The following is a 24718-nucleotide window of genomic DNA, read 5'->3' on the forward strand; positions in this document are numbered from 1 at the left end:
CCTCGCAATGACGAAGTGCTTTATTATTTAATTCCGCGATTTCAACGCAGCGCCTCGACAATCTTTCTCTTCACTTTAATTATCGTTCCGTGTTTGTGTCCTTCAGGTATTGATGCTTCATTGGTAATGTCTTTGAAGGATTTAAAATCGGCGGTTTTCAATACCGAATAAATCTTTTGTCCATAAGCGTCAAAATAAATAAGCCAGTTGTTGTCTTTTTTAATCACTGTCGGACCTTCGGTCAAATTCGGGCTAAAAGCTTCAGAAACATTTTCATACGGGCCAAGTGCGCTTTGGCTAAACGCAACTTTTAAATTGCGGTTTGGCCGAGTATTATCTTTCAAAACCAAAACGTAATCCTCTTTTGCCCGTTTTACAATAACCGCATCAATAACGCTGAAACCAGGATCTAAAAAAAGCTTAGGTTTAGAAAAAGAAACAAAATCTTTTGTTGTGATGCTGTACATCCGGTGGTTATTATTTTCTTCTTCCTGACCTTTGCTAAAACGAAACGGAATGGTCGATGCCCAAATCACCACAAATTGTTTTTCTTCATCATCATAAAAAATTTCCGGCGCCCAAACATTTACCGTTGTAGGTTCATCTTCCATAACAGGAATAAATTTCTGCGTACTCCAATGTATCAGATCTTTGGATGATGCATAACCAAAACCTTTGTCTCCTTTCCAACTGCATGTCCACACCAAGTGAAATGTGCCATCTGGTCCTTGAACAATGGAAGGATCACGCATTACTTTTTGTGTGCCCACTTCCGGTTTTAAAAAAGTTTTATTCAAATCTGTCCAATGCAAAGCATCGTAACTGTACAACAAGCGTAAACCATCAGTTGCAGGCTCATGAAAAGACGTGAAAATATATGCTTCACGTGTGCAAGAAAACAAGCTTAACACAAGCAATCCGGCAAAAGCGCGGCGCAAAAGTGATATGTAGTTGCGTTTAAACAAGGTTTTTCAAATTATTTGCTTTCCAATACTAAAACCCAATCGTTTCCATTTACTGGATTTCCTGGCGGATTAAATTCTTGTACCCCTGTGTTTTTGAATGTACCAATGGTACTGGTTTTACCTGTACGCGGATCAAACCAACTTGCTGAAACTTCGCTGCCTTTAATTTTGCCCATATTGATACTAAAATTTCTGCCCGTATATGTATAAGCCAGTGCATAATCTTCACCGCGCGTAGCTAAAATATGTTCATATTTTTCTCCGTTTCTACCAGCAACTAAAGTTTGATCGGGTATGCGATTGAGGTAATCGTGAGCAAGCATCAGGTTCTTAAGGTATTGCATTTGTGTTGCGCCAGGCGCATTAATGGCAACATTCCATTCGCCATTTGGGCCATATGCAGGTTTTAGATCGGTTTTTCTGTACATCTGCATTACAGAATTGTGGCCATAAGTGTAACCGAAAGCTCCTGCAAAAACAGACCAATAACCATAACGGCGCACATCTGCAGCTGTCCACCGAGGTTCTTTCGGATCGTGCAGACCTTGTGGAATATCTTCATAAGAAGGTTCGCCATCTATCGTTGGCTTAACTGGCGTGAGGTTATAATCGGCTTCGATATATTTCCAGTTGTCTTCGCCGAAATGCAGTTTTTCTTTTGCCGTTGTATCCTGATCATAGCGGCGATGTCCCGATTGAATCATATCAAACTCGTTCCAGCTCGCATTATGAAACCATTCTGAAGATGCCGTTCTGCCACGCGGATGAAAAGTAACCAAATGGTCGGGGTCATTTAATTTAAGTGTTTCCCCGATTGCGGTCCATACTTTCAGGCCATCGCTGCCCTTAATATCTCCGCCATTGAGCCAAATGATATTCCATTTATCGCGGTAGCGTTTTGCCAGGAACTCTGCATAAACTCTGGCTTGCGCTTCGGTCACTTTGCCTTCTTTAACATTGCTGCCCCAAACCGGAACCAGCGCCATATATAGGCCTTTTTCGGCTGCCTTATGGACAATATAATCTACATGATCCCAATAATCATATGCCACAGAATCTTTCGGGTCGTTGCCTGGTGTTATTAGCGGTTTAGATACATCTGAGTTGATCACTGATGAATCGCCGTAAATATTTCTTGAAGGAACAGAATGCAGAAGCATCACCTGAATTACGTTAAATCCTTTTTGCTTACGATCTTCCAGGTATTGATTGGCTTCATCACGGTTTAATCTGCCAAATAAAAGCCATCCTGTATCGCCAAGCCAGAAAAATGGTTTTCCATCACCAGTGGTTAGAAATCGACCGTTTTCTGAAACACTCAATGTCTTATCGCCAAATTTGCCTTTATCTTTACAGCCAAAAGTGAAGAACAATAGCAACGAAAAAAAATACAGTAAAGGTTTTTGCATCATATTAAATTTTATTGAGGATGATCACTTCGTCTGAAGCATTTACTTTAGATATTGTTGTGGTTTTGCCACCGTTTATTTTTTCTTCTCTGAGGATTTTTCCGGTTTTCGGGTCTAAAACTTTCAGTGTATATTTTGCTTTAGCATTAGTTAAATTCAGATTAATCGGTGCATTTGTACTGTTATACAGCAAGTAAGATTTTGTTTCATTGTATAAACCATACTGGCCTTTTTCCAATTTAGACGTTTCCATCGGTTTCATTTCCGCAACTGTTGCAAGCAAATTCTGATCAAGCGTAAGCACATTAGACAGTGAACCACCGGCCATTAAAATCGCCCATCCGAAGGCATCAAAGCTATCGCCAGAATAAATCACGGCTTTTTCCGGGAAACGATTTTTATATTCAGAAACTGCACGGTAAACTTGTTCAAAAGACGTTTTTTTCGGTTTCAGTAAACGTGCGTGTTGGCGTGGTGCAAGGTTTTGTCCGCCAAGTGGTGCATATGCTTTCCCGTCTGCCTGATAATGCCAGTAACGAATATCAATTAAATCGACAACCTTCGCACGTTCCGGATCGGCAAGAATTGCATCCTGAACATCTTTCGTTACGCTTAATCCGATAATTGGATGTTTGCCGGTTTCTTTTTCCCATTCCTGAATTGTATCGATCCAGAACTGAACAAAATGCAATGGACCGGTAAATTCTGCGCCAATGAGTTGAATAACGCCTGTATTGGAATCAAAATTCTCGAGGCATTTGCGGATATATGCACGATGAATTGCGCGCCGGTTTTGATTGCTGATGTCATAAAACTGCTCAGCCATAAAAATACGTTTATCGCCGGCATAAGGCACGGGTTCAGGGAATCCGGTATGGTTTATATTGTTTGCCGTACGCCATGGAAAATCTGCATAATGCGCGCCAGCTTCAATAATATTGTGTTGAAAATAATTTTCATGGATAAGTACAAGTCCTTTCTGGTCTGCAAGATTTGCAAACTGTTTCAAGCGATCCCAATACCATAAATTGTATTTTGTAATGTCGTATTTACTCAAACCATCCCAAGCTTTTTCGGTGCCGCTTCTGGCAAAAGGCAATTCATAAAATGGTGCCCAAACTTCGCCATCCATTCTTCGGATGCGTTCATGATCGTCTCTTCTCCTATCGTACCACAAACCATAATTGTGATCGAGGATTTTTACCGTTCCGTTTTTCATTAAGTCGGTAATTTCTTCGAGGTTGTCTGTCAATCCGTTTCCTTCACGTCCGGGTACAAACCGTGTAACGTGAAATTTGGTGTTTTTCAATCCATATGGTCTTGCACTTCCATTCCACCAGGGCACATCTTGCCGATTGCCCAGCATTAGCGTTTTGCCGCGCAGCAACCATCCATTTTGAAGGTGCATTTCTCCGGCTAAAATTGGCTTAACGGATTTAGTTAATCCAATGTTGTCTATATTTTTTGCCTGATTTTTTTCTGTTGGGATAAAATTTCTTGAAACAGCTTCATCGATATATTCAGATACCGTAAGCGCAGGTTTATAGGCAAGTTTAGTTAGGTTTTGAGCTATATCTACCGGCGGACTACTAGACGCTTCTGTTTCTACAGGCAAAACAAAAGCACGTTTTTCGGCATCTTTTCCAATTCGGTCTGTAAGTTGGGCGTAGTATAAACTTCTGGGCTGGATTTGTTCATTGGACATGTCCCAATGTCCGTTTCCAGAAAATTGTGCCCACGTTCCAAAAGCCCAATTTTGTGCCGTTGGCGGAGAAAAATTGTCTACACGTGCAGCACTACATTGCCAAAATACGCTGTTTGCAGCACTCCAACCTGCACCCTGACCGTCTTGTCCGCGATTTAGATAACTCAACGCCTGGCCATCTACATTCACAATATCAAACAAAACACCTGAAGCCCAGCTGTCTATTGCGCCACTAAAACTAAATGGCAATTGCGATTGGCATTGCAAAAATACATTTGGACCTGCAGCACAGAAACCAACCGCGAAATCGTGGTAACCATTTTCTGCATATAAACGTTGAAAAAGATTTTGCTGTCCGCTAGTGAAAAAGGTATTCCGGCGTTCTCCACCAATTTCAGAAACCGGAGCTAAAGATTTACAATCTTCTACAGTAATTCTACTTGCTGTTTCCAGCGCATTTACCGCAGAACCTGCGAAATGTTTAAATACAATTTGGCGTACCCAACTGTCTGTTGCATTTTTAAGGCAAATGGCTGTCCAACGGTGGTATTCATCTTTTGGATTCTCTTTATTAAAATCAGATTCGAGAATTAGATTTTCTACACCAGAACGGCTGATACGGCCTGTCCACTGATATCTAGACACTTTTGCACCGCCAAATTTGGCATCTAAGGCTGTAGTTATCGGTGCATCAATAGTCAGGGTATTTCCTGAAATTGACGTAATTTTCCGATCCCAGAAAATATCTCGCGTTCCTGGTTTCCAACCTAAAGCACTTTCGCCGCCACCAAATTCTACCGTTTTAAGGGTTTCAATCCATTCTTTTGTAGATGGACGTTGAATAAGAATATGATCGCCGACTTTAAAAGTGTTTGCTGTTTTTACGCTAAATTGTTTTGCATTTACCGGAACATAGTTGTCTGTAATATCTACAGCTGTTTCTATAGTCCGATTGTTTTTCCCTAAAACACGAATCACACCAATGCGGTCTAATCCTCTGGCAAATAGTTTTGTTCCGTTCTCATCCATTCCGCTACCGCGCAAAACTACGCCTGTTGCAGAGATGGTTAATGTTCCGTTAATTTCATAAATACCTTTTTCAAGCAAAACAGCACCGCGTAAACCATCTTTACCAATTGGTAATTGGGCAACATAATCTAAAGCAGACTGGATGCGTAAAGTTGCATCGCCAGACGTTTTTGGCACAAAAACTTTGACCTTCGCATTTGGAACGGGCAATTCGCCGGCCATATATCCTGAATAAGAAAAATCGGGGATTCTGTTTCCCAGCGCATCTGCGGTATAACTCAGTTTACCGTCTTTGTTTTTAAAAATGGGCTTTGGTGGTTCTACAGATTTTGTTTTTTGTGCAAAAGACGTTTGTACAAACAAAATCCCAATGAGCATAAGTGCTAGGGTTTTTATTTGTGCTTCTTTTGATATATGATTTGTTCTTGGCATATTTTAATTGTTTGACCACAAAGTCACGAACACACTAAGGTGTATTCTTTTTTATTCGTCATTGCTTGGCGCTTGTAGCCTCTTTATTCATCATTGCGAGGTACGATGCAATCCTACAACTTTTGCTGTCTCGCCATTTCATTAAGATTGCTTCGTTCCTCGCAATGACAATTTCTTTAAGGCCTCACGTTATCCAAATCCACTAAACTATTTAAATAAACCTCTATGTTGGCATAACCAGATTTCGAAATTTTAGCAGCATCTTTAGCATCCTTCGGGTTTAAACCATTTTTCTTTTCCCATTCATCGGGAATACCATCATGGTCAGTATCCAAATAAGGCGTTCCCTTGTATTCCGGATAACCGCCAACCTGAGCGATATCAGAAATAATGCCTTGTTTGTAAGAATCGGCTGGTAAACGGCGTTTTACATAACTTTGCTTAGCAGGCAATTTATCTTCAGCAACGTGTTCTATTTTTCCGGTTGTTACTTGTTTAATAATGCGCAAATCTACTGCATCGCGCAGTGGCAAGGCCGCGCCAGCATTTTTCAGCACATAATCGTATGCTTTTTTTGCATCAATAACAGACACCTTCGCCATTGGCAAAGGTTTATCGGTGCGGATAGAATCCAACAGTTTTTGCTTATCGCGTTTACTTTCTGGTTGTACGCCACCGTCCCAATTGTTTTTGGTTACTTTCTCATTTCCTTCAACAATATTTCCGGTTACATATGCACGGCCAAATTCATTTGTGTAGCGTTTGTCTCTGCCAGATTCCGGTTTCAGAATGCGGTAAGAAATTGGCTCACCTGCAGGTGTGATTGGCCCCGGTTTGTAATAGTTATTGATGAAACTGTAAAACGATGCATTATCGCCGCCATCTGCACTTCTGTTCCACCAGTTAAAAATGACGTTGTTAACAAATCCAAAATCTCCATACATCCCAACAGATGGATTTCTACTGATGTTAGATGCCCAAAGATTGCGTACAAAAGTGCTGTTTAAACCACCGATTGTACTACCGAAAGCGTGATTGTAAGTATCCAAAGCTTCAGAAAAAATAGAGTTTTGAATAGTCACATTTACGGTTGGCAGCTTTTCTGGTTTCGATCCATCGCCTTTATTATATACATGGCGATATATAGACATATTTTCGTCTAATCCCCAGCTTGCAGAAACATGATCAATCATAATATTTCCAACGGGATTTCCGCCAATAGCGTCATCTCTGCGGGTAACATCTGTTGCGCCTCTGCGGAAACGCATATATCGGATCACAACATCATGCGTATTAATCCAGACCGATTCTCCGGCAATGCAAATACCATCGCCCGGCGCACTTTGTCCGGCAATGGTAACATATGGCGCACGAATAATCAGCGGAGTTTTCAGATGGATAATTCCGGCAACATTAAATACAATAATTCTGGCGCCACCTTGCTCGCAAGCTTCCCTTAATGTACCTGTACCTTCATCGGCGAGTGATGTGACTACGTAAACTTTGCCACCGCGCCCACCAAAAGTGTAAGCGCCACCACCTTCAGCACCTGGAAACGCGACCAGTTTTGACTGAGGCAAATCATCCGGCTTTGCCGCCCATGGAATATAAGGTTTGCCCATGCGTGCTTCAGCATCTACAATGGACTTCACTTTTAAAAACTGCTGTTCTGATTTATCCTCAATACTTTTAAGTAAAGAATCTGCACGTTTTTCCATCGCTTCCGGAATAACCGGATATTGCGCTAACGCCATGTTTACAAGCAAGCAAAGCGATGCAAAACAAGAAATTGATTTTGTTCTGTGCATATTAATTTGGCTTTACAGTAGAAACCGGAACAACACTGTTTAAATATACTTCAATATTTGAATAACCGGTTTTGGTAATTTTTGCTGCATCGCTGGCATCTTTCGGATTTAAACCGTTTTTAACTTCATATGCATCTGGCATACCGTCGTTATCAGAGTCTTTATAAGGCGTACCTTTATATTCTGGATAACCACCAACCTGAGCAATTTCTGTAATAATACCTTGTTTGTATGAATCGGCTGGTAACCTGCGGTGTTCAAACTGAAACGCAGAAGGTTTGGCATTTGGATGAACTTCGATTACACCTGTTTTTACTTGCTTAATTACACGAACATCAACCGGATCTCTTTTCGGTAAAGTTGCACCAACGTTTGTCAAAACAAATTCTTTGGCCTGCAATGTTGGAATAATTGAGATTTTTGGCATTGGAAATGGTTTTGCCGCTTTCATGGCTGCGAAATACGGCGAAGCTTTTTCATAAGTCATTAAGTTTCCTTTTTTGTCTTCTACCTGAACGCCGCCATCCCAATTGTCTTTGGTTACTTTATCATTTCCGTCAATAATATTTCCATGTACATACGCTCGGCCAAAAACCACATAAGGCAATTTACTGCGTCCGGATTCTGGTTTTAAAATACGATACGAAATCGGATCTTTTAGATCGGTAACCGGGCCGGGTTTGTAATAGTTGTTTATGATGTTGTATTGAGCGGTATAATCGCCGCCATCTGTAGAGCGGTTATTCCAGTTGAAAACCACATTATTTGCAAAATTGAAAATGCCATTCCATCCAATTGACGGATTTCTCGCGCCATTATCTGCCCATAGATTTCGCATAAATGCACAATTTTCTCCACCCAAAGTAGAGCCAAAAGCATGGTTCCAATAATCCAAAGCTTCAGAGAAAATAGAATTCTGAATGGTAATATTTACGGTTCCGAGTTTTTCTTCCGTTTTTCCGGTACTATCATTATACATGTGGCGGTACATAGACATATTTTCATCTAAACCCCAACTTGCAGATACGTGATCGATCATGATGTTCCCAACGGGATTTCCGCCAATGGCATCGTCTCTACGGCCAACGTACGTTTCACCACGTCTAAAACGCATGAAACGCACCACAACATCGTGTGTGTTCAACCAAACAGATTCTCCGGCAACACAAACACCGTCGCCAGGCGCAGTTTGGCCAGCAATTGTGATATATGGCGCGCGGATAATTAAAGGTGTTTTAAGTCTGATGATTCCGGCTACGTTAAATACAACGATTCTTGCGCCACCTTGTTCACAAGCGTCGCGAAGCGAACCCGGACCGCTATCATTTAAGTTTTTTACTACAATTACGCGGCCACCACGACCACCGAAACTGTATGCGCCACCACCTTCTGCGCCAGGAAAAGCAAGCAATTCTGACTGTGGCAAATCATTTGGTCTTCCGGCCCAGGGAATATAGGGTTTACCCATTTTAGCTTCCTGTTCAATAATTGGCTTGGCCTTTTCCCAAGCAATATCAGATTGCTGGTAAGCTGCTTTCATCATAGAATCTGAAGATTTCTTGACGTCTTCCGGAATTTTTGGGTATTGAGCGAATGAATAACTTGCGGAGAGCATTAATGCCGTTGTAAACAACAGATTTAAAAAGTTCTTTTTCATGTGTGTTTTGCTCGTTGACGAATCAAAGCTTTAGAAACGTTTTTTGTTTCTTAGAGAAAATTCTAAAATATACATCTTAGAAAAATGGCTCATTTCTTTGGTTAATCTTGTTTAAAATATTATGGTTAGAAAGTACATTATATTTCCAATTTACCAGGCAATCTTGGCGATTAACGCCATTAATTTAGTTAGACTTTATAGTAAATTATCATAGGTTACGAAAATAGAAACCTTATTTTCTTATTTCTGTAACCATGTTACAAGGTAAATAAAATATTCATATATAAATGTAACATTCTTAAATAAAAAAAGGAAGCAAATTCATGCTTCCTTAAAACCAAATTTAAAAAATTCAGGACAATGAGCATTCATCCTGGAGAGCGTTATTTAGATTATTATCTTTTTTTACTTGAGTGGATCAAAAGTACCAGCACCTTTTAAGCTGTTCCAGCCTGTTGTTTGCTCTAAATATGGCGATGCACTTAACATATTTTCATTCAACCCGAAGAAATAATATGCCGGGTACCAGGTAAATTTCCAGTCGGCAGGATTTGTTTTATCCAGATCGTCTTTCTCCGTAATTACAAAAATGTTATCGTAAAGGTAATCCAGGTACGCTGCATAATTTGCACTTCCGTTAGGTGTTGGATACGTTGCCGGATCACGGTCTATAATTGGGGCATTCCCTGTAGCAGGTTTAATCATCGGGTCATTTGTTCCTACATATTTAACACCAGCAGCAGATTTCACGGTGATAAAATAACCAGTTCTTCTGGTTCCGTTTAATGGTTTAATACCAAGACGTGCGGCAGTCGGCGATCCTTGTTCAAACAACATCCATCTTCTTAAATCAAAGAAACGTTTGCCTTCATAAGCAAATTCGATATTTCTTTCGTTAATTACCGCTGCAAACAACTGATCTCTGCTAACGGAACCCGAAAGGCCGTATGCGCCATCCAGATTTTCTACACCAGCACGTTCGCGGATAGATTTAATTCCTTCCAGACCTTCGCCCAATCTGTTTGAACCAATGGCCGATTCTGCAAGGTTTAATACCACCTCCGCGAAGCGCATTTCCATATAATCCATTCCGTTTTGCTGGAAGTTTCCATTTGCATTGCTGGCGTTAGGATCTGTTGCTTTACTTAGGTAAATGGCACTTGCATTTGCACCTTTAGTTTCTGTAGTTAAACTCGGAACGGTTTCTGCAGCCGTTTTGTACCATTTGTATGTCCACTGTTTAAAGGTTGTATTTTCTCTGTATGGCCAAATTGCACCATTGTAGACAAAAGTTTTGTAGAAACGCGGATCTCGATTTTTGTAAAATTTCTTCGCATCATAAACATAGGTGGATGATCCTGGCATTTTACCATCTTTCATCGGGAAAGCATCTACAATTTGTTTGGTTGGAGAAAGTGAACCGCCACCGTTAATTTCTTTTGATCGGGCAGCTTGCTCCCATCCGTCATTTTTAGTTGTAGAACCGCCAATGGCTAAATTATTAAAGCCATATACAATAACTGCTTCAGGATTGTTTACTTCTGTAAACCACATATTGCCCCAAGCTGTACCATTTGCAGTTCCGCCGGTTTTAAACAAACCAAATCCATTTGCTTCCAGTAAAGTTTTGGCTGCAGCATTTGCTTTATAGGCTTCTTCCCAACGAGAAAGATCATCGTTGCGGTTGAACAACGGACTTGCCCAGGTAAGCAATACTTTTCCTTTCATTGCAGCACAGGCGCCACTGGTAATTCTGCCCCAATCTGTACTTCCCCATTTGCCGGGTAAAAGTGTTTGCGCAAGATCCAGATCGGCTATAATTTGTTTTATACAATCTGAACTTGAACTGCGTGGAATTTGCAAAGCTGTTCCTTCTGATAAAATCGGGTCTTGAGGTGTTAATGCCAACGGAACGCCGCCATACAATCTAACCAAATCAAAATATTGCCATGCGCGCCAGAACAACATTTGTCCTTTTAACTTGTTGCGTGTATCTTCCGGCAATCCATATTTATCAATCTCCGCAATAAAGATGTTGATTTGCTTTAAGCGTGTGTATGGATTGTTTACAATACTGGTAGTAATTCTAGCACCCAAATAGTTTAGCGCGTGTGTTTGCGTATAACTAATGGTAGCCCAAACTTTATTCCAATCGGTTTCTCCGGCATATTCATCCGTTGTACGGGCAAAATTATCGTTGTTTGTGGCCAAATTCCACGAAAGTGCCTGTGCATTATTTGCTGGCAAGAACAAGCCATACACATAATCTACATATCCCTGTGCTAAGGCAGCATCTTTAAAAACCTCTTCGTTGTATCCGGAAAGATCTCTTTTTTCTTCAAGAAAACTATCCTTACAGCTTGCCATGGTTAAAACCAGCGCTGCAATTACGTATACGATTTTATTTCTTTTCATCTTTTTAGAGATTATTGAATGTCTAATTTTTTATTGCTAATGTTATAAGGTTACGTTAAGACCAAGCGAGAATGTACGCAGATTTGGATAAGCATCCCAAGCGTTATCAGGCGATTTATACGTATATGGATTGTACAAGGTGGCTGCATTCAATGAAGAGAAAAATACCCGTGCATTGTTTATTTTTAATCTTTCTACTATTTTTTTGGACAAGGTATAGTTGACGTTGAAACTTGGAATGCGCATTCTGAAAGCACTCACCTTATAAAAATTAGATGTTGGCGTCAGGTTGATGTCTGAAAAATTTGGATTTGGCATTGTACCCGATGGATTAATTACCGGATCGTAAATATTGCCCCAAATGTTTGGCAAACTGGTAAAGTTTCTGGCGATAGATACGTTCAACGCTTTTCTTTCGTCAATTTCTGCCCAACCGCCAAATGAACCGGCAATTACTGCATCTACACTAAATCCTTTGTAACCAGCTTTAAGCGTAATCCCGAAACCGTAATGGTTATTCGCTTTTTTAGCGAGTTGGATCTGATCGTTCTCATCAATAATTCCATCAGGACCAGCAAAAGTTCCATCTGACTGAAGCTGACCTCTAACATCGCGATAGTATAAAGTTCCAGGTTTTAGCTGTGCGGCCGGCACACCAAATACTTGCGTTATTTTATATTGATTGATATAGTTGGTTACTTCATCGGCAGTTTTAAACATACCTAAATAATCGTAACCCCATTTCCCATTATCTGAAGATTGACCCGCTTTTGCTAACCAAGGTTTTAATGCATCGTTTGCGTTGAAGTTTCCAATTTTAACTTTGTCATCACTCCAGCCAAAACGTGCGCCAATTCCGTAAGTGAAATCTGATCCGATTCTATCGTTCCAGTTGATCCCCAACTCATAACCGAAGTAATTTGCCGAACCGAAATTTTCTGAGGCACTGGTTCCGCCAACAGTAAATGGAATATTTGCAGTATTTTCAATTAAAATATTTCTTGCCGCGTTAAAATAACCCTCCACATTTGCAGATAAACGATTATTTAAGAAACGAATATCGATACCAACGTTGTTTTTATATTCGGTACTCCAGGTTGCATCACGATTTGGAGAAGCTTCCATTTTCAAACCTGTAGAGCTTGCTGTATTGCCACCAAAAACGGCGCCTTTACCATCTTGCGTAGTATAACGTTGTCTCCACAACCACGGTTTTGTCTGGTCATTTCCTAAAACACCGGCAGAGTATCTGATTTTTAAATAATTGATTGCCGGGATTTTGAAAAAACTTTCTTCAGAGATCACCCAACCCACTGATCCTGAGTAAAACTGACCCCAGTAATTCTCTGGTGCAAATTTAGTAGAGGCATCTGTACGAAATAAAAACTCTGCAAGGTATTTGTTTGCATAACCATAGTTTGCACGTGCAACATACGATAATGTTCCGGCTTCGTTTGCAGAAGTTGATCCGTCTATCGCGCCAAATGCAGAACTGAACTGACCATTTGTCGCTGCAATTGGACTTGCTTTATACACAACTTGTTGCTGATTGCTAGATTCTGAACGCTCTACAGTAAATAAACCGCTAACAGAGTGCTTGCCAAAATCGCGGCTATAATCCATCACAAAGTTGGTTTGTTCACTTTTCTGATTGGTATTTGCATAATATAAACGATCGCCATTGGTTACTTTAAGCGAACTTAAAACCGTAGCGCCGTCATAAATATGTTTGTTGCCACCTAAACGGTTAAATTCATACAAAGTGTAAAACGTTCCAACCTGGCTGCCCACAGAATTTCCCGTATTTCTGGCATAGTTAACGCGCGCTTTCAATCCCTGGATAAACGGAACCTGATATTCTGCATAACCATTGATGGTAAATAAATTGGTTTCTGTTGTAGCAAGATTATTTAAACGGGCAATTTCGCCAAAATGATATTTAGATAAATCACTGGTTGTTCCGGGCAGTTTAACCGGAAATCCATTTACATAATCTGGTACATAACGTGGCGCAAGCAAAAGATTTTTATAATCATCTTCTACCCCTTCGCCAGAAACTTTATTGAATGTTTTAACCAAATCTCCGGTGTTTCCAGAAACCTGTAACCCAACTTTAAAATTTGTTGCAACAGTAACGTCTGTTCCTGCTCTGAAATTCCAACGGTTGTAGTTTAACGTGGCTAAATTTCCATTCTGTTTATTGTAAGAAACATTGGCAAAATACGTTGCGCGGTCTGCACCACCGCTAACACTTAGTGTTTGTCTCCAATCATAAGATGATTTCCAGGCATCTTCCAAACGGTCATAATCTATGCCTTTGAAGTATTCAAGTTCATCGTCAGTAAAAAAGTTGTCTACACCAGCTGGTTTATTACCGCCATTAGGGCCGTTCATGATGTTCATGTACTGACCGAATTGATACGCGCTCATCATTTTAGTCCGATATGCTTCGTCATTAATCGCATAAGAACCGCTGTAACTGATGCGTGGTTTTCCGGTTTTACCGCGTTTGGTTGTAACCAATACTACGCCATTACCACCACGTGTACCATAAATAGCAGCAGATGCATCTTTAAGAAAAGACATGCTTTCAATCTCTGAGGCATCAAGGTTACCAAAATTTGTTGCATCTGGTTTTCCTTGTCCGTCTACCTGGATAACACCATCAATTACATATAATGGATCTGTAGAACCGCCATCTTTGGAGAAAATATTGTTTGGATTACGAATGGTGATTTTCGCTGTTGAACCCGGACGGGAAATACCGCCACTTACACCAACGCCCAACAATCTGCCACTCAACGCCGCTGCAACATTTGTACCGGGAATGTCTTCAATTTCTGAAGCTTTAATATCTACAACAGAACCCGTTAAGTTGGCGCGCTTTTGCGTTCCATAACCTACAACTACCACGTCTTCCAGATTTTTATTGTCTGATACCAAACGAATAGTCATATTAGTTTGGCTGCCTACAGCAATTTGCTGGCGTACATAACCAATAAAGGAGAAAACAAGTACATCTGCATCAGACCGCACCTGAATGGTAAAAACCCCGTCTCCGTTTGTACTCACGTTACTCGGCATTCCCTTAATACTCACATTAACACCCGGAATACCGGAACCATCAGACGGATCGATAACCTTTCCTGTTACCTTTCTGCCCTGTGCAAAAGTTAATGCGCTTACCAGGAGCATAAGTAGCAAAGGCAGCACAGATTTGCGTAAAAAATTTAATTTCATATTTATTTTGGTTAGAATTTATTTTTATTTTCTGGCCTTAACAGCAAAATTTGTTTCTCTGAGTTTGGTAAGGATGCAATTATCCGTACAAAGTTGGATCGGCAATAAAGGTTAAGGGGGATTTGCTTTCTGAATAAAAATGTTTTCAAAAGATCGATCTCATATAATATCTTCTGAAATTCGAGTCGGGGAGAAATTTAAAATCAACTGTCGATTAAATATCATTCCGTTTTCGGTTAAAATCTGATTGTATGGTTTTGGTTAGAATGTATAGTTATTTCAAATTTGCAATCTATTTCTAGTATTATCGTATCGTATTTCCAGTAGATTCTGTATGATTTTATCAATGACATTTGGTTGAACTCATAAACTAAATGCCTGTATTAAAGCCATCATCTAATATAAATATAATTTCATATATAAATACAATATTCTTAAATAAAAAATTTCAAAAAAATATAACCGCGAAATAAAACGGTTATATCCTGTTGTTTGCAGTAGTTTTGAGGCGTATTTATTGTATACAAACTTTTTCAACAAACACTAAAGTGTATTTTCTTTTTTTGCTTTAATACGTTTTTCCCATTCTATACCTTCTTTCTTTAAGTCGTAACCCTGGGCAGAAAGGTAATTGTTAATTCTGCCTTTGTATTTTCCAAACCAGGCATGTTTCTTATTAGAAGATTCTGCATCCATTGCATGTTCTCGTGCTTCAACCAGCCAAGTATATATCTGGCTTTTTTGCTCGGCGGTTAAGGTTAGGATTTCTTCCTGATATGCCCGATATGTAAGTGGCAAAACGCTGTAAGTCATTCCGTTTTTTACCTGCTCAATTTGCTCCTCTGTTAATTTTGAAGACAATTTTGAAAGGTATTTTTTATGCAGTTTACTTAAAGATTTATCTACATCGGTATTAATCTTTGCCAACTCGGCTTCTTTTGCTGTTTTATCTTCCGCATATTTTGCCTTCACAGATGCAATTTCGGCATCACGATCGGCATAAATATCATTCAAATTACTGTATTGATCTCTGATGATATCTCTGGCCGCAGTGCGTTTACTTTCATCATTCAATGCCAGCGTCTGCACAATCTTATCTGCTCTTTCTGTAATTACCTGTTGATATTTCTCTTTCTCTTCCTGAGATTGTGAATTTTGGGCAAACACAACACTTATTTGTGCGAATGCAATTAACACGAGTAGTTTGAATTTCATAACTTTCTTTTTTAAATCCTTTTTATTTGATTCCCGATCGTTTTCAATAATAAATATGCACGGTAAAACAATACATAGTATTGCAACTTAACAAGTACATTTTACATTTTGAATACCGTATTCGGCACCGTTAAAAAGAAGGATTTTTGCTTGCTTCATAATTTATTAATGAATACATTTTTTATATAAAAATAATATTCGATTTATACTTTGGTTAGGGCCTGAAGGGCCTTTTCACAAAATTGTACAATCAAAAAGACATTTTTCTGGTGTTTTTTATCAAATTAATATAGGATATTATCACAATACTACATAATTTAGCCCTCATTGCATACAAAGTTACGCTGTAAACGATGGTGCATTCTAACCAATTTTTCAATTATCTATGAAGCCTCATTTTCATAAAGTTCCAATTACTTTACAAAGTTCTTTTAGTATTCGGCATGATATTAAGCCGGATTTTGGCAACATCTGGCATTACCATCCAGAACTTGAATTGCATTACGTAATTAAAGGAGAAGGTGTCCGCTTTATTGGTGATAATATTGGAAACTTTGTTCCGGATGAAATGATTTTACTTGGCGAAAATCTGCCGCATACATGGAGGTGTAAAGAGGAATATTTCCAAAACAATCCGGACCTTAATACCGAAGCAATGGTGATGCATTTTTTACCAGATTGCCTGGGAAAATATATGTTTACTTTGCCCGAAGCTTATTTGGTACCGAAGCTTTTTGAGAAAGCAAAAAGCGGGATGGTTATTTATGGGAAAACTAAAGACAAACTGGTAGAATTGATGCGTGCTGCGATGGCTGCAACCAATCTGGACCGCATTATTATCTTATTATCTATCTTAAAACATCTTGCCGAAACCGATGAATTTTCTACCATTGTAACCAGTAAAAACACTTTTTTTCAATCTAATGAATCCGATACATTAAGAATCAATAAAATTTGTGATTACACGCTGAGCAATTATAAAAAAGATATTACGCTGGAAGAAGTTGCTTCTTTAAGCAATTTGAGTGTGACCTCATTTTGTCGCTATTTTAAATTAATGACGAAAAAGACTTTTTATGATTTCCTGATTGAAATTCGGGTTAGCCACGCCTGCAGATTTTTAATCGAAAATAAATTGCCGACAGAAGTGATTTGTTTTGATTCTGGTTTTAATAACGTGTCTAACTTTTACCGTCACTTTAAAAAAGTAACTGGCATGACTCCGTTAGATTATAAACGGAAGTATCTGAGCTAAGTTTACTGCAAGTTTTATTCTTATAACCACGGAGATCGCAAAGAAAAACACAGAGAAGCACTGAGGAAATTTGCATTTGACGTTAACATTTCGAACTAAGTCTATTTACAACAAAGAACAGCCACGGAATTCCGGTTTTTTAAGAAAAACGTCAATATTTAGAGAATGGTTAAATTTATGATTCCGTGTTTCTGTGCTTCCGTGGCAAAAAACTCAACAGCGGCGAAATAAAAATTAGCCATGGAAAAAAGGAATACACGGAAATTGCGTTCAGTTTTTTAAGAAAAACGTCATTATTTAGAGAATGGTTAACTTCATGATTCCGTATTTCTGTGCTTCCGTGGCAAAAAACTCAACAGCAACGAAATAAAAATTAGCCACGGAAAAAACGAATACACGGAGATTGCGTTCAGTTTTCTAAGAAAGGAGTTACGATATAAAGAATGGTTAATTTCATGATTCCGTGTTTCTGTGCTTCCGTGGCAAAAATCTCAATAGCGGCGAAATAAAAATTAGCCACGGAAAAAAGGAATACACGGAAATTGTTCAGTTTTTTAAGAAAGAAGGTACGATTTAAAGAATGGTTAATTTCATGATTCCGTGTTTCTGTGCTTCCGTGGCAAAAAACTCAACAGCGGCGAAATAAAAATTAGCCACGGAAAAAAGGAATACACGGAAATTGCGTTCAGTTTCTTAAGAAAGAAGGTACGATTTAAAGAATGGTTAATTTCATGATTCCTTGTTTCTGTGCTTCCGTGGCAAAAAACCCAACAGCGGCGAAATAAAAATTAGCCATGGAAAAAAGGAATACACGGAAATTGCGTTCAGTTTTTTAAGAAAAACGTCATTATTTAGAGAATGGTTAATTTCATGATTCCTTGTTTATGTGCTTCCGTGGCAAAAAACTCAACAGCGGTGAAATAAAAATTAGCCACGGAAAAAAGGAATACACGGAAATTGCGTTCAGTTTTTTAAGAAAGAAGGTACGATTTAAAGAATGGCTAATTTCATGATTCCGTGTTTCTGTGCTTCCGTGGCAAAAAACTCAACAGCGGCGAAATAAAAATTAGCCACGGAAAAAACGAATACACGGAAATTGCGTTCAGTTTTTTAAGAAAAACGTCATTACTTAGAGAATGGATAAATTTATGATTCCGTGTTTCTGTGCTTCCGTGGCAAAAAAACTCAACAGCGGCGAAATAAAAATTAGCCACGGAAAAAAGGAATACACGGAAATTGCGTTCAGTTTCTTAAGAAAGAAGGTACAATTTAAAGAATGGTTAATTTCATGATTACTTGTTTCTGTGCTTCCGTGGCAAAAAACTCAACAGCGGCGAAATAAAAATTAGCCACGGAAAAAAGGAATACACGGAAATTGCGTTCAGTTTTTTAAGAAAGAAGGTACGATTTAGAGAATGGTTAAATTCATGATTCCGTGTTTCTGTGCTTCCGTGGCAAAACACAAAGATTTTGATCTTTAAATAAATACCTTAATGTTTAAATTATTGCGCAAATTTGTATAATCTTGATATAAGGTCTCTACTTTTTGAACCACTGCATTAGTGAATGCACCTACATTTCTGCGCGTAAATGTTCCGATATTTAAGCCTCGTTTTTGCAGAAAATACTTAGAAACAATTGGGTAAACATTATGCATTACATCCATGTTGTTAATCAAAAACTGTTGAACTTCTTCCACTTCATTTCTTAGGCTTTCATCGTCAAAGTGATCACAAAGCCACACAATCAATTCAGGAAAATAGTTACCCTGAATACACGATAACCCCGCTGATCCAGCTTTAAGAGAATTTACTGCGTGTCCCATGTACGCGTCGTAAAGCCCAAATTTGTGTTCTGCGGTAAGATCCAGTTTCTGTTTAATCTGTTCTAAATCAAGTGAGGTATCTTTATGGTAAATCACCCGGCCCGTCGATACAAAATTTGCTAGCTGATCGGGTTTAAGCACTCTTTTATAAGGCACAGGGCACTCGTAAAAACCCAAAGAAATAGTGTCTGTCTGGTGAAGTAAATCAAATACATTGGCTTCAAAAATTGCATCGCTTTCTGTTTCATCTGCAAGCAAACTCGTAATGGCGATTACAGCTTCTACACCAGTATCATTTACCGCTTTCACAAAGTCCGCTTGCTTAGAAATTGCACCACCAAAAGTTCCTGTCGCGACTACCGGCACCGCTTTATTAACGACTTTTATGACATGTTTGATGGCATCAATACGTTCGCGATCTGTCAATTCAAACATTTCGCTGGAAAGGCAATTGGCAAATAAACCAGAAGCACCAGCCATCAAATAAATTTCTGTAAGCTCTGTTAGTGCGGAATAATCAATGTTGCCATTGCTCAAAAAAGGCGTGAGCATTACGGGGATAAACCCTTTCTGTGCGTTTTCCATTACGTATTGATAAAATTTGTTGATCTGTAATTTCTTAATTGTTCTTTTTTATTCTGCTGAGGAAAATTCCTGTCAGAAAAATGGTTAGTGTGCCAACCACAATGATCATACTTTGATGCAACGGATATCTTAGTGCTCCTAAATTTTCAGGCAGCAATGCTGAAAAAGTCATCCAGATAATCACCAGGATTCCAATAATAGTAGCGATAATGGCTTCGTGATTTTTCGTTTGCCGGCTTATAATTCCGAGGAGAAAAAGTCCGAGCATACCAGCGGCGAAAATTCCAGAGAGTTGCCACCATATATCCAAAATACTTTTTACGCCAATCATTGCAATGCCGGCAATCATACCCAACAAACCGAAAACAATTGTGCTGAGGTGTAACAGCGACAGATTTTCCTTTTGTTTAAGGTCTGATTTAATATAACGTTTGTAAATATCTACCGAAAAAACTGTTGCAGATGCATTCATTCCAGAACTAATGGTACTCATTGCTGCGGAAAGAATTGCAGAAACGATTAATCCAACCAGTCCTACGGGAATTTTACTTACCATAAAATGCGGCATAATTTTATCGCCATAATCTGCTGGCACCAAGCTGTTTTGAAGAGCATTAATTTGCGCCAAACTCGCGCCCACAGGCAAACGCTCTACAGCAACCTGGTGTTTTATTGATAGAACCAAATCCGGATGTACATTGTAATACGCAAAGAGACAAGATCCTATAACAAAAAACAACAAAGACGCCGGAATGTACAGCCATACGCACAACCAAACTGATTTTGATGCTGCCGTTGATGATGACGCGGTATGGTATCGCTGCACGTAGTTTTGATCCATGCCAAAGTTATTTAGATTGATAAAAAAACCATACAAAAGCACCACCCAAAATGACGAACCAACAAAATCTGGTTTAAAACTTCCCAAGCTAAATTTATTTGCAGACTGCCCTATTTCTAAAATCTTTTTTACGCCACCATCCATATTACTCACAATCAGATACAAAATCAGCAAAGCACCAAGAGTTTTCACAACAGCCTGAACAACCTCGGTCCAGATGACAGCTTCAATGCCGCCCAAAACCGTGTAAATAATAATGCTGATACCCATAACAACCATAATCATTTGCATGGAATAACCCGTTAGCGCCTGTAAGCTCAATGCAATCCCGAAAAATATTGAACCCATTCTGGCCAATTGCGTGAGCAGAAAACAAACTACAGCATACACACGTGCCCAGGCACCAAAACGATGTTCTAAGTGTGTATATGCAGAAATTTCTCCTGTACCGCGGTAAAATGGAACAAAGTATTTAGACGCAATCCAAGCGGCAAGTGGCATAGAAATACTGAATACAAATGCATTCCAGTTGCTTCCAAAAGCTTTCCCAGGGACACCTAAAAATGTGTTACTGCTTAAAAATGTTGCATAAATAGATAATCCTATTGCCCATCCGGGAATGAGGCCCGAAGCTTTAGTAAATTGCTCGGCATTTTTATTTTTTCGTGAAAAATAAACCCCAACTAATATCATTCCAAGCAGATAAATGAAGATAATCGCCAGATCGAAAATAGGTAGGCCTTTCATCATTTATTGGCTCTGTTACTAATTTGGTTAAAACAAATATGCATGTCTAAATATGAACATTAATATAAGATTTTCGCCACATATTGTATGATATTATCTTATTGAACATCTAGAGCATCAAGCGCAAGATCTTTACTTTCCACTCCAATAATTTTCACTTTATAGGCTCCGGCATTGATCATACTTCCGGTATTGGTATTCAGATAATTCCATTTTCCGGCTTTAGTGGGATTAAATTCGAGGTTTTCAGTCTTCATTAACGTTCCATCCGCAGAGCGAAACTCCAAACGGCCGGTTAAAGAAACGTTGTGCGGATTATGATATTTTATCGTTAGCGAATATGTATCGGCAACGCCAACACCAATTGTCCATTCCAGTGCAACGTCTTTATCGCTTTTAAAAACAATGCGTTGCTTATCCATAAGTGTTTCTTTGACTGTATTTTCTCCAAACAAAGCCGCATCTGTGGCTTTGTAACTTTTATTTGTTTTTAAATCGTAAGCAGGCGCCAATCCGCTAGGTGGTACGATAGCTATGAGGCCAAAATTTTCTGCTACTTTAACTACATCACCTTTCTTAAAACGCTTTCTGTATACGGTGAAATGTTGGTCTAAACTATTCGAAATATGTGTTTTGGTATCTTCATAATCAATTAATGACTTATTACTGGAAGTAAGTGCAACGAACACATCTGCTTCTGCATTAACATTGAAAGCACAGACCTCATTTGATGTTGGATTTGTTTTCTGAATCCATTCGGCACCGAAAAGGTCTGCTGGTAAATCTGTAAATTCTGTTTGGGCAGATGGGTATTGAAAATCGCCAATATCCAGCCATTGCCTGGCCTTAAAAGCCCTATTATCTGAAAGATTGAATACCGAGTTGCGATTAACTTCAGCTTTTAAATTCTGATCTAATGATGCAATTGCAATGGCAGAAATAACCGCCTGACCGACATCAATTTTAGGAAAAGAAATAGTAAGCTGCCCGGCTTTTACAAAAACTTTAACGGTCTTTTTTAATGCCGCATTGGTGCCTGCAGATGCCCAAATATCCACATTTTCGAGTACGGTTTTATCGTTTATTGCGACATCAAACAAACGCATGTTTTTTGCATCATTGGTGCCACCAACGCCCAGCCAGGGTTCTATAAAATAGAGTTCTACCAGGTAATCGCCATCTTTGGCAATCGGAAAATTGAATTTCAACTGATTTAATCCGTAGCGGAAAGATTGAAACAATTTCCAGTCTTTAGTGCCTTTCACCGGGCTAAACGTTCTGCGCTGACTGGCAAAAAACGCTGGTATACCTTTAAAAGCATCCGTCCACGATGTAGATCCATAAAAATCTGCATGATTTTCTGAGGGTTGATCAGCCAACCAGACATTTCCGTATTCATCTGTATAATCCGCGCCACCGCAATTTAAACGATATACATAATGGTAACTCTTCTCAGGTTTAAGGATGTTATTTTTACCTGGAAACAGGCGATCGAAATTTGGAGATTTTGGTAAACTGTTAAGCACAATTTTATCTTCTGCTACTTTTTTTCCGTTAACGTAACCCACAGCGAAAAGAACATTGTATTGAATATTGGGTTTGTTCCACTGAAAATGAGTACCAATTTCTCCCCGTTTTCTTCGGCCTAAAGAAATACCATTTACATCATTAAACAACTCAACTTCATCACAGTTGGAATACACAACAATACTGTCTTTTATGCCAGGTTTTGCAAAACGATTTGGCCAGGTATGCGAAACAATGTACACCATCGGGTCACGATCTTTCGGTGCATAATTTGCCCTGAACATGTAAAAAACATCTGTTGGTTCTTCCCACGGCGTAAACATACCTTTGTAATTTACTGGCCCTACCCGATCGAGATCGCGTAAACCTTCTCCGCCTTGCACCCTTCCAGGATTATCATGCGAATTGTATAGCCAGAAAAAATGACCTGCAGTTTCCGTTTTCGATTTTTCGGCCAAACGTAATTTGGTTTCCATCAAATCTGTCATTTTATTTTCCGTGAATCCCTTACCTGCACTGTCCGTGGTGTGAAGATCTAACGTGCGCCAGGCACCGTATTCGCCCACCAAAACCTGACGTTTAAGGTCTTCGCCATACAGTTGCGGATCACCGCCATATGTTCCGGTCCAGTTTTGCGGAACGTCCCAATCGGTTCCTTTTCCTCCATTACAGGTTGTTACTTTACGTTGCGAAGAAGCCGTTGGGTCTAACTTACGGATCAGCTCTGTACATTCTCTGGCGAAATCTTCAGGCAAAGTACTTTCATTTTCCAATCCCCAAAGCACCACAGCCGGACTATTTCTTCTTTCTTTAACCCAATCTGTAATTAAGGCTTTAAAGTTATTTCGAAATTCGGGCGTATCATACCAAATATGCGCAGCCATTTGTGTCCAGCATAAAATCCCTTCCTTATCCCAATAATCAGAGTACAACAAGTTATGCGGCTGATGAGCATCTCTAAACGCATTAAAACCCGTCGCTTTAATTTGTTTTACGCGCGAGGCAATTTGTGCGTGTGTGAAGGCATGACTTTGACCAATTAGATGTTCATATTCAGCAATTCCATTTATAAAAACTGGTTTGCCATTCAGAAAAAATCTTTTTTGACTTGCTTGTTCTCCAATTGGCCAACTGATCCAACGGATTCCATAAGACGTAACAATTTCATCAACCGGAAGGTTACCGTCTAAAACTGTGGTTTTCCAGCGGTATAAATATGGATCTTCAAGCGACCATAAATGTGGATTTGCTATTTTACCAGTTTGCTGATGGATTTCTTTTTGTTGACGAGCAGCAAGTTCAATATTCTGTTTAAGTGATTGAATTACTTTACCTTCCTGATCCAGTAATTGATTTTTTATAGTGATGATTTTTTTTCGGTCAGAATAATTTTTCACCGTTGTATTGATGTTCAGTTCTGCCGAATGTTCTGAAATCCGATTGTCATTCCAGATATGAACGCCAAAAGGCTCTATTCGGGTTTCATTGGTTACAATTAAATGTACCGGACGGAAAATCCCCATAGGTTGCGAGCCTTCAGAAAAACCGCGTTCTGTAGAACAACCTCCATCTACCCAAGGCAAATCCTGAATGTTAGCCGGATGATCTGCACGTACCGCAAGCACATTTTTCTGGTTATTAAGTTTAATTGCCTCAGTTACATCCAAGGTAAATGTTGTTCTGCCACCTGCATGAAAGCCCACTTTTTTCCCATTTAGCCAAATGGTTGCGTAAGAGCCAACGCCTTCAAAATAGAGAAAATACCGCTTTTTTGCAGAAACATTTGGACCTAAAAAACTTCTTTTATACCAAGCAAAACCATGTTTATTGCCATGTAATTTACGTTGATAGCCTTCATATTGATCCCAATTGTGCGGAACCGTCACTTTTTTCCAGTTTGTTGTTGGATAAGCTGCTTTTTCAAATCCATTGTACGCATTGATATCGGTTTCATTTGTAATGCTTTGCCAATCGTTATTTAAAGAAATATCTTGCCTCGATACAGTCTGTGCCAATAGCTTTGAGCAAAAACAAGAACAAATGATGAAAAAAAGTAAACGGTA

General features: G+C 39.2%; 12 protein-coding genes. 1 reads left to right on the forward strand and 11 read right to left on the reverse strand.

Annotated elements, in window-relative coordinates:
• Nucleotides 1-41 precede the first annotated feature (41 nt).
• The 8 genes from ACJVDH_RS09650 to ACJVDH_RS09685 all read right to left on the reverse strand — a co-directional run bounded on the left by ACJVDH_RS09650 (nucleotide 42) and on the right by ACJVDH_RS09685 (nucleotide 15875).
• Entirely contained in the window at nucleotides 42-965 is a 924-nt protein-coding gene (locus tag ACJVDH_RS09650; RefSeq protein ID WP_443947360.1) for a glycoside hydrolase family 43 protein, read from the reverse strand.
• An 11-nt stretch (nucleotides 966-976) separates the two neighbouring features.
• Nucleotides 977-2377, reverse strand: coding sequence for a glycoside hydrolase family 140 protein (locus tag ACJVDH_RS09655; RefSeq protein ID WP_443947361.1), 1401 nt, complete (start codon nucleotides 2375-2377; stop codon nucleotides 977-979).
• A gap of 1 nt (nucleotide 2378) precedes the next feature.
• Nucleotides 2379-5540: a DUF6298 domain-containing protein gene (locus ACJVDH_RS09660; RefSeq protein ID WP_443947362.1), complete on the reverse strand. Its 3162-nt coding sequence runs from the start codon at nucleotides 5538-5540 to the stop codon at nucleotides 2379-2381.
• Nucleotides 5541-5716: 176 nt separating this feature from the next.
• Nucleotides 5717-7294 (reverse strand): polysaccharide lyase, encoded by a 1578-nt coding sequence (locus ACJVDH_RS09665; RefSeq protein ID WP_443947363.1) that lies wholly within the window; start codon nucleotides 7292-7294, stop codon nucleotides 5717-5719.
• A gap of 55 nt (nucleotides 7295-7349) precedes the next feature.
• Complete coding sequence (locus ACJVDH_RS09670) at nucleotides 7350-9005, reverse strand: polysaccharide lyase (protein ID WP_443947364.1); 1656 nt, start codon at nucleotides 9003-9005, stop codon at nucleotides 7350-7352.
• A 405-nt stretch (nucleotides 9006-9410) separates the two neighbouring features.
• A complete protein-coding gene (locus ACJVDH_RS09675; protein ID WP_443947365.1) occupies nucleotides 9411-11420 on the reverse strand; it encodes a RagB/SusD family nutrient uptake outer membrane protein in 2010 nt (669 codons plus the stop codon).
• A 42-nt stretch (nucleotides 11421-11462) separates the two neighbouring features.
• A complete protein-coding gene (locus ACJVDH_RS09680; protein ID WP_443947366.1) occupies nucleotides 11463-14660 on the reverse strand; it encodes a SusC/RagA family TonB-linked outer membrane protein in 3198 nt (1065 codons plus the stop codon).
• A gap of 543 nt (nucleotides 14661-15203) precedes the next feature.
• Entirely contained in the window at nucleotides 15204-15875 is a 672-nt protein-coding gene (locus ACJVDH_RS09685; RefSeq protein WP_443947367.1) for a DUF3826 domain-containing protein, read from the reverse strand.
• Nucleotides 15876-16260: 385 nt separating this feature from the next.
• Between ACJVDH_RS09685 and ACJVDH_RS09690 the strand changes: the two genes are divergently transcribed.
• Nucleotides 16261-17130, forward strand: coding sequence for an AraC family transcriptional regulator (locus ACJVDH_RS09690; protein ID WP_443947368.1), 870 nt, complete (start codon nucleotides 16261-16263; stop codon nucleotides 17128-17130).
• A gap of 1477 nt (nucleotides 17131-18607) precedes the next feature.
• Here the strand turns inward: ACJVDH_RS09690 and ACJVDH_RS09695 are convergent.
• The 3 genes from ACJVDH_RS09695 to ACJVDH_RS09705 form a co-directional block, all read right to left on the reverse strand.
• Nucleotides 18608-19540 (reverse strand): dihydrodipicolinate synthase family protein, encoded by a 933-nt coding sequence (locus ACJVDH_RS09695; RefSeq protein ID WP_443947369.1) that lies wholly within the window; start codon nucleotides 19538-19540, stop codon nucleotides 18608-18610.
• Between the two features lie 34 nt (nucleotides 19541-19574).
• On the reverse strand, nucleotides 19575-21131 hold the full coding sequence (locus ACJVDH_RS09700; protein WP_443947370.1) for a sodium:solute symporter: 1557 nt from the start codon (nucleotides 21129-21131) through the stop codon (nucleotides 19575-19577).
• 95 nt (nucleotides 21132-21226) lie between these two features.
• The gene (locus ACJVDH_RS09705; RefSeq protein ID WP_443947371.1) at nucleotides 21227-24670 is read right to left on the reverse strand and encodes a malectin domain-containing carbohydrate-binding protein; all 3444 of its coding nucleotides are present in this window, start codon (nucleotides 24668-24670) and stop codon (nucleotides 21227-21229) included.
• Between the last annotated feature and the right edge of the window lie 48 nt (nucleotides 24671-24718).

This window comes from Pedobacter terrestris, from assembly GCF_052343045.1.
GTDB lineage: Bacteria > Bacteroidota > Bacteroidia > Sphingobacteriales > Sphingobacteriaceae > Pedobacter.

Bases quoted from the DNA above. Each gene is read 5' to 3' on its own strand.
- ACJVDH_RS09690 (WP_443947368.1), top strand. From the start codon at position 16,261: ATGAAGCCTCATTTTCATAAAGTTCCAATTACTTTACAAAGTTCTTTT.
- ACJVDH_RS09695 (WP_443947369.1), bottom strand. From the start codon at position 19,540: ATGGAAAACGCACAGAAAGGGTTTATCCCCGTAATGCTCACGCCTTTT.
- ACJVDH_RS09665 (WP_443947363.1), bottom strand. From the start codon at position 7,294: ATGGCGTTAGCGCAATATCCGGTTATTCCGGAAGCGATGGAAAAACGT.
- ACJVDH_RS09680 (WP_443947366.1), bottom strand. From the start codon at position 14,660: ATGAAATTAAATTTTTTACGCAAATCTGTGCTGCCTTTGCTACTTATG.
- ACJVDH_RS09655 (WP_443947361.1), bottom strand. From the start codon at position 2,377: ATGATGCAAAAACCTTTACTGTATTTTTTTTCGTTGCTATTGTTCTTC.
- ACJVDH_RS09660 (WP_443947362.1), bottom strand. From the start codon at position 5,540: ATGCCAAGAACAAATCATATATCAAAAGAAGCACAAATAAAAACCCTA.
- ACJVDH_RS09685 (WP_443947367.1), bottom strand. From the start codon at position 15,875: ATGAAATTCAAACTACTCGTGTTAATTGCATTCGCACAAATAAGTGTT.
- ACJVDH_RS09670 (WP_443947364.1), bottom strand. From the start codon at position 9,005: ATGAAAAAGAACTTTTTAAATCTGTTGTTTACAACGGCATTAATGCTC.
- ACJVDH_RS09700 (WP_443947370.1), bottom strand. From the start codon at position 21,131: ATGATGAAAGGCCTACCTATTTTCGATCTGGCGATTATCTTCATTTAT.
- ACJVDH_RS09675 (WP_443947365.1), bottom strand. From the start codon at position 11,420: ATGAAAAGAAATAAAATCGTATACGTAATTGCAGCGCTGGTTTTAACC.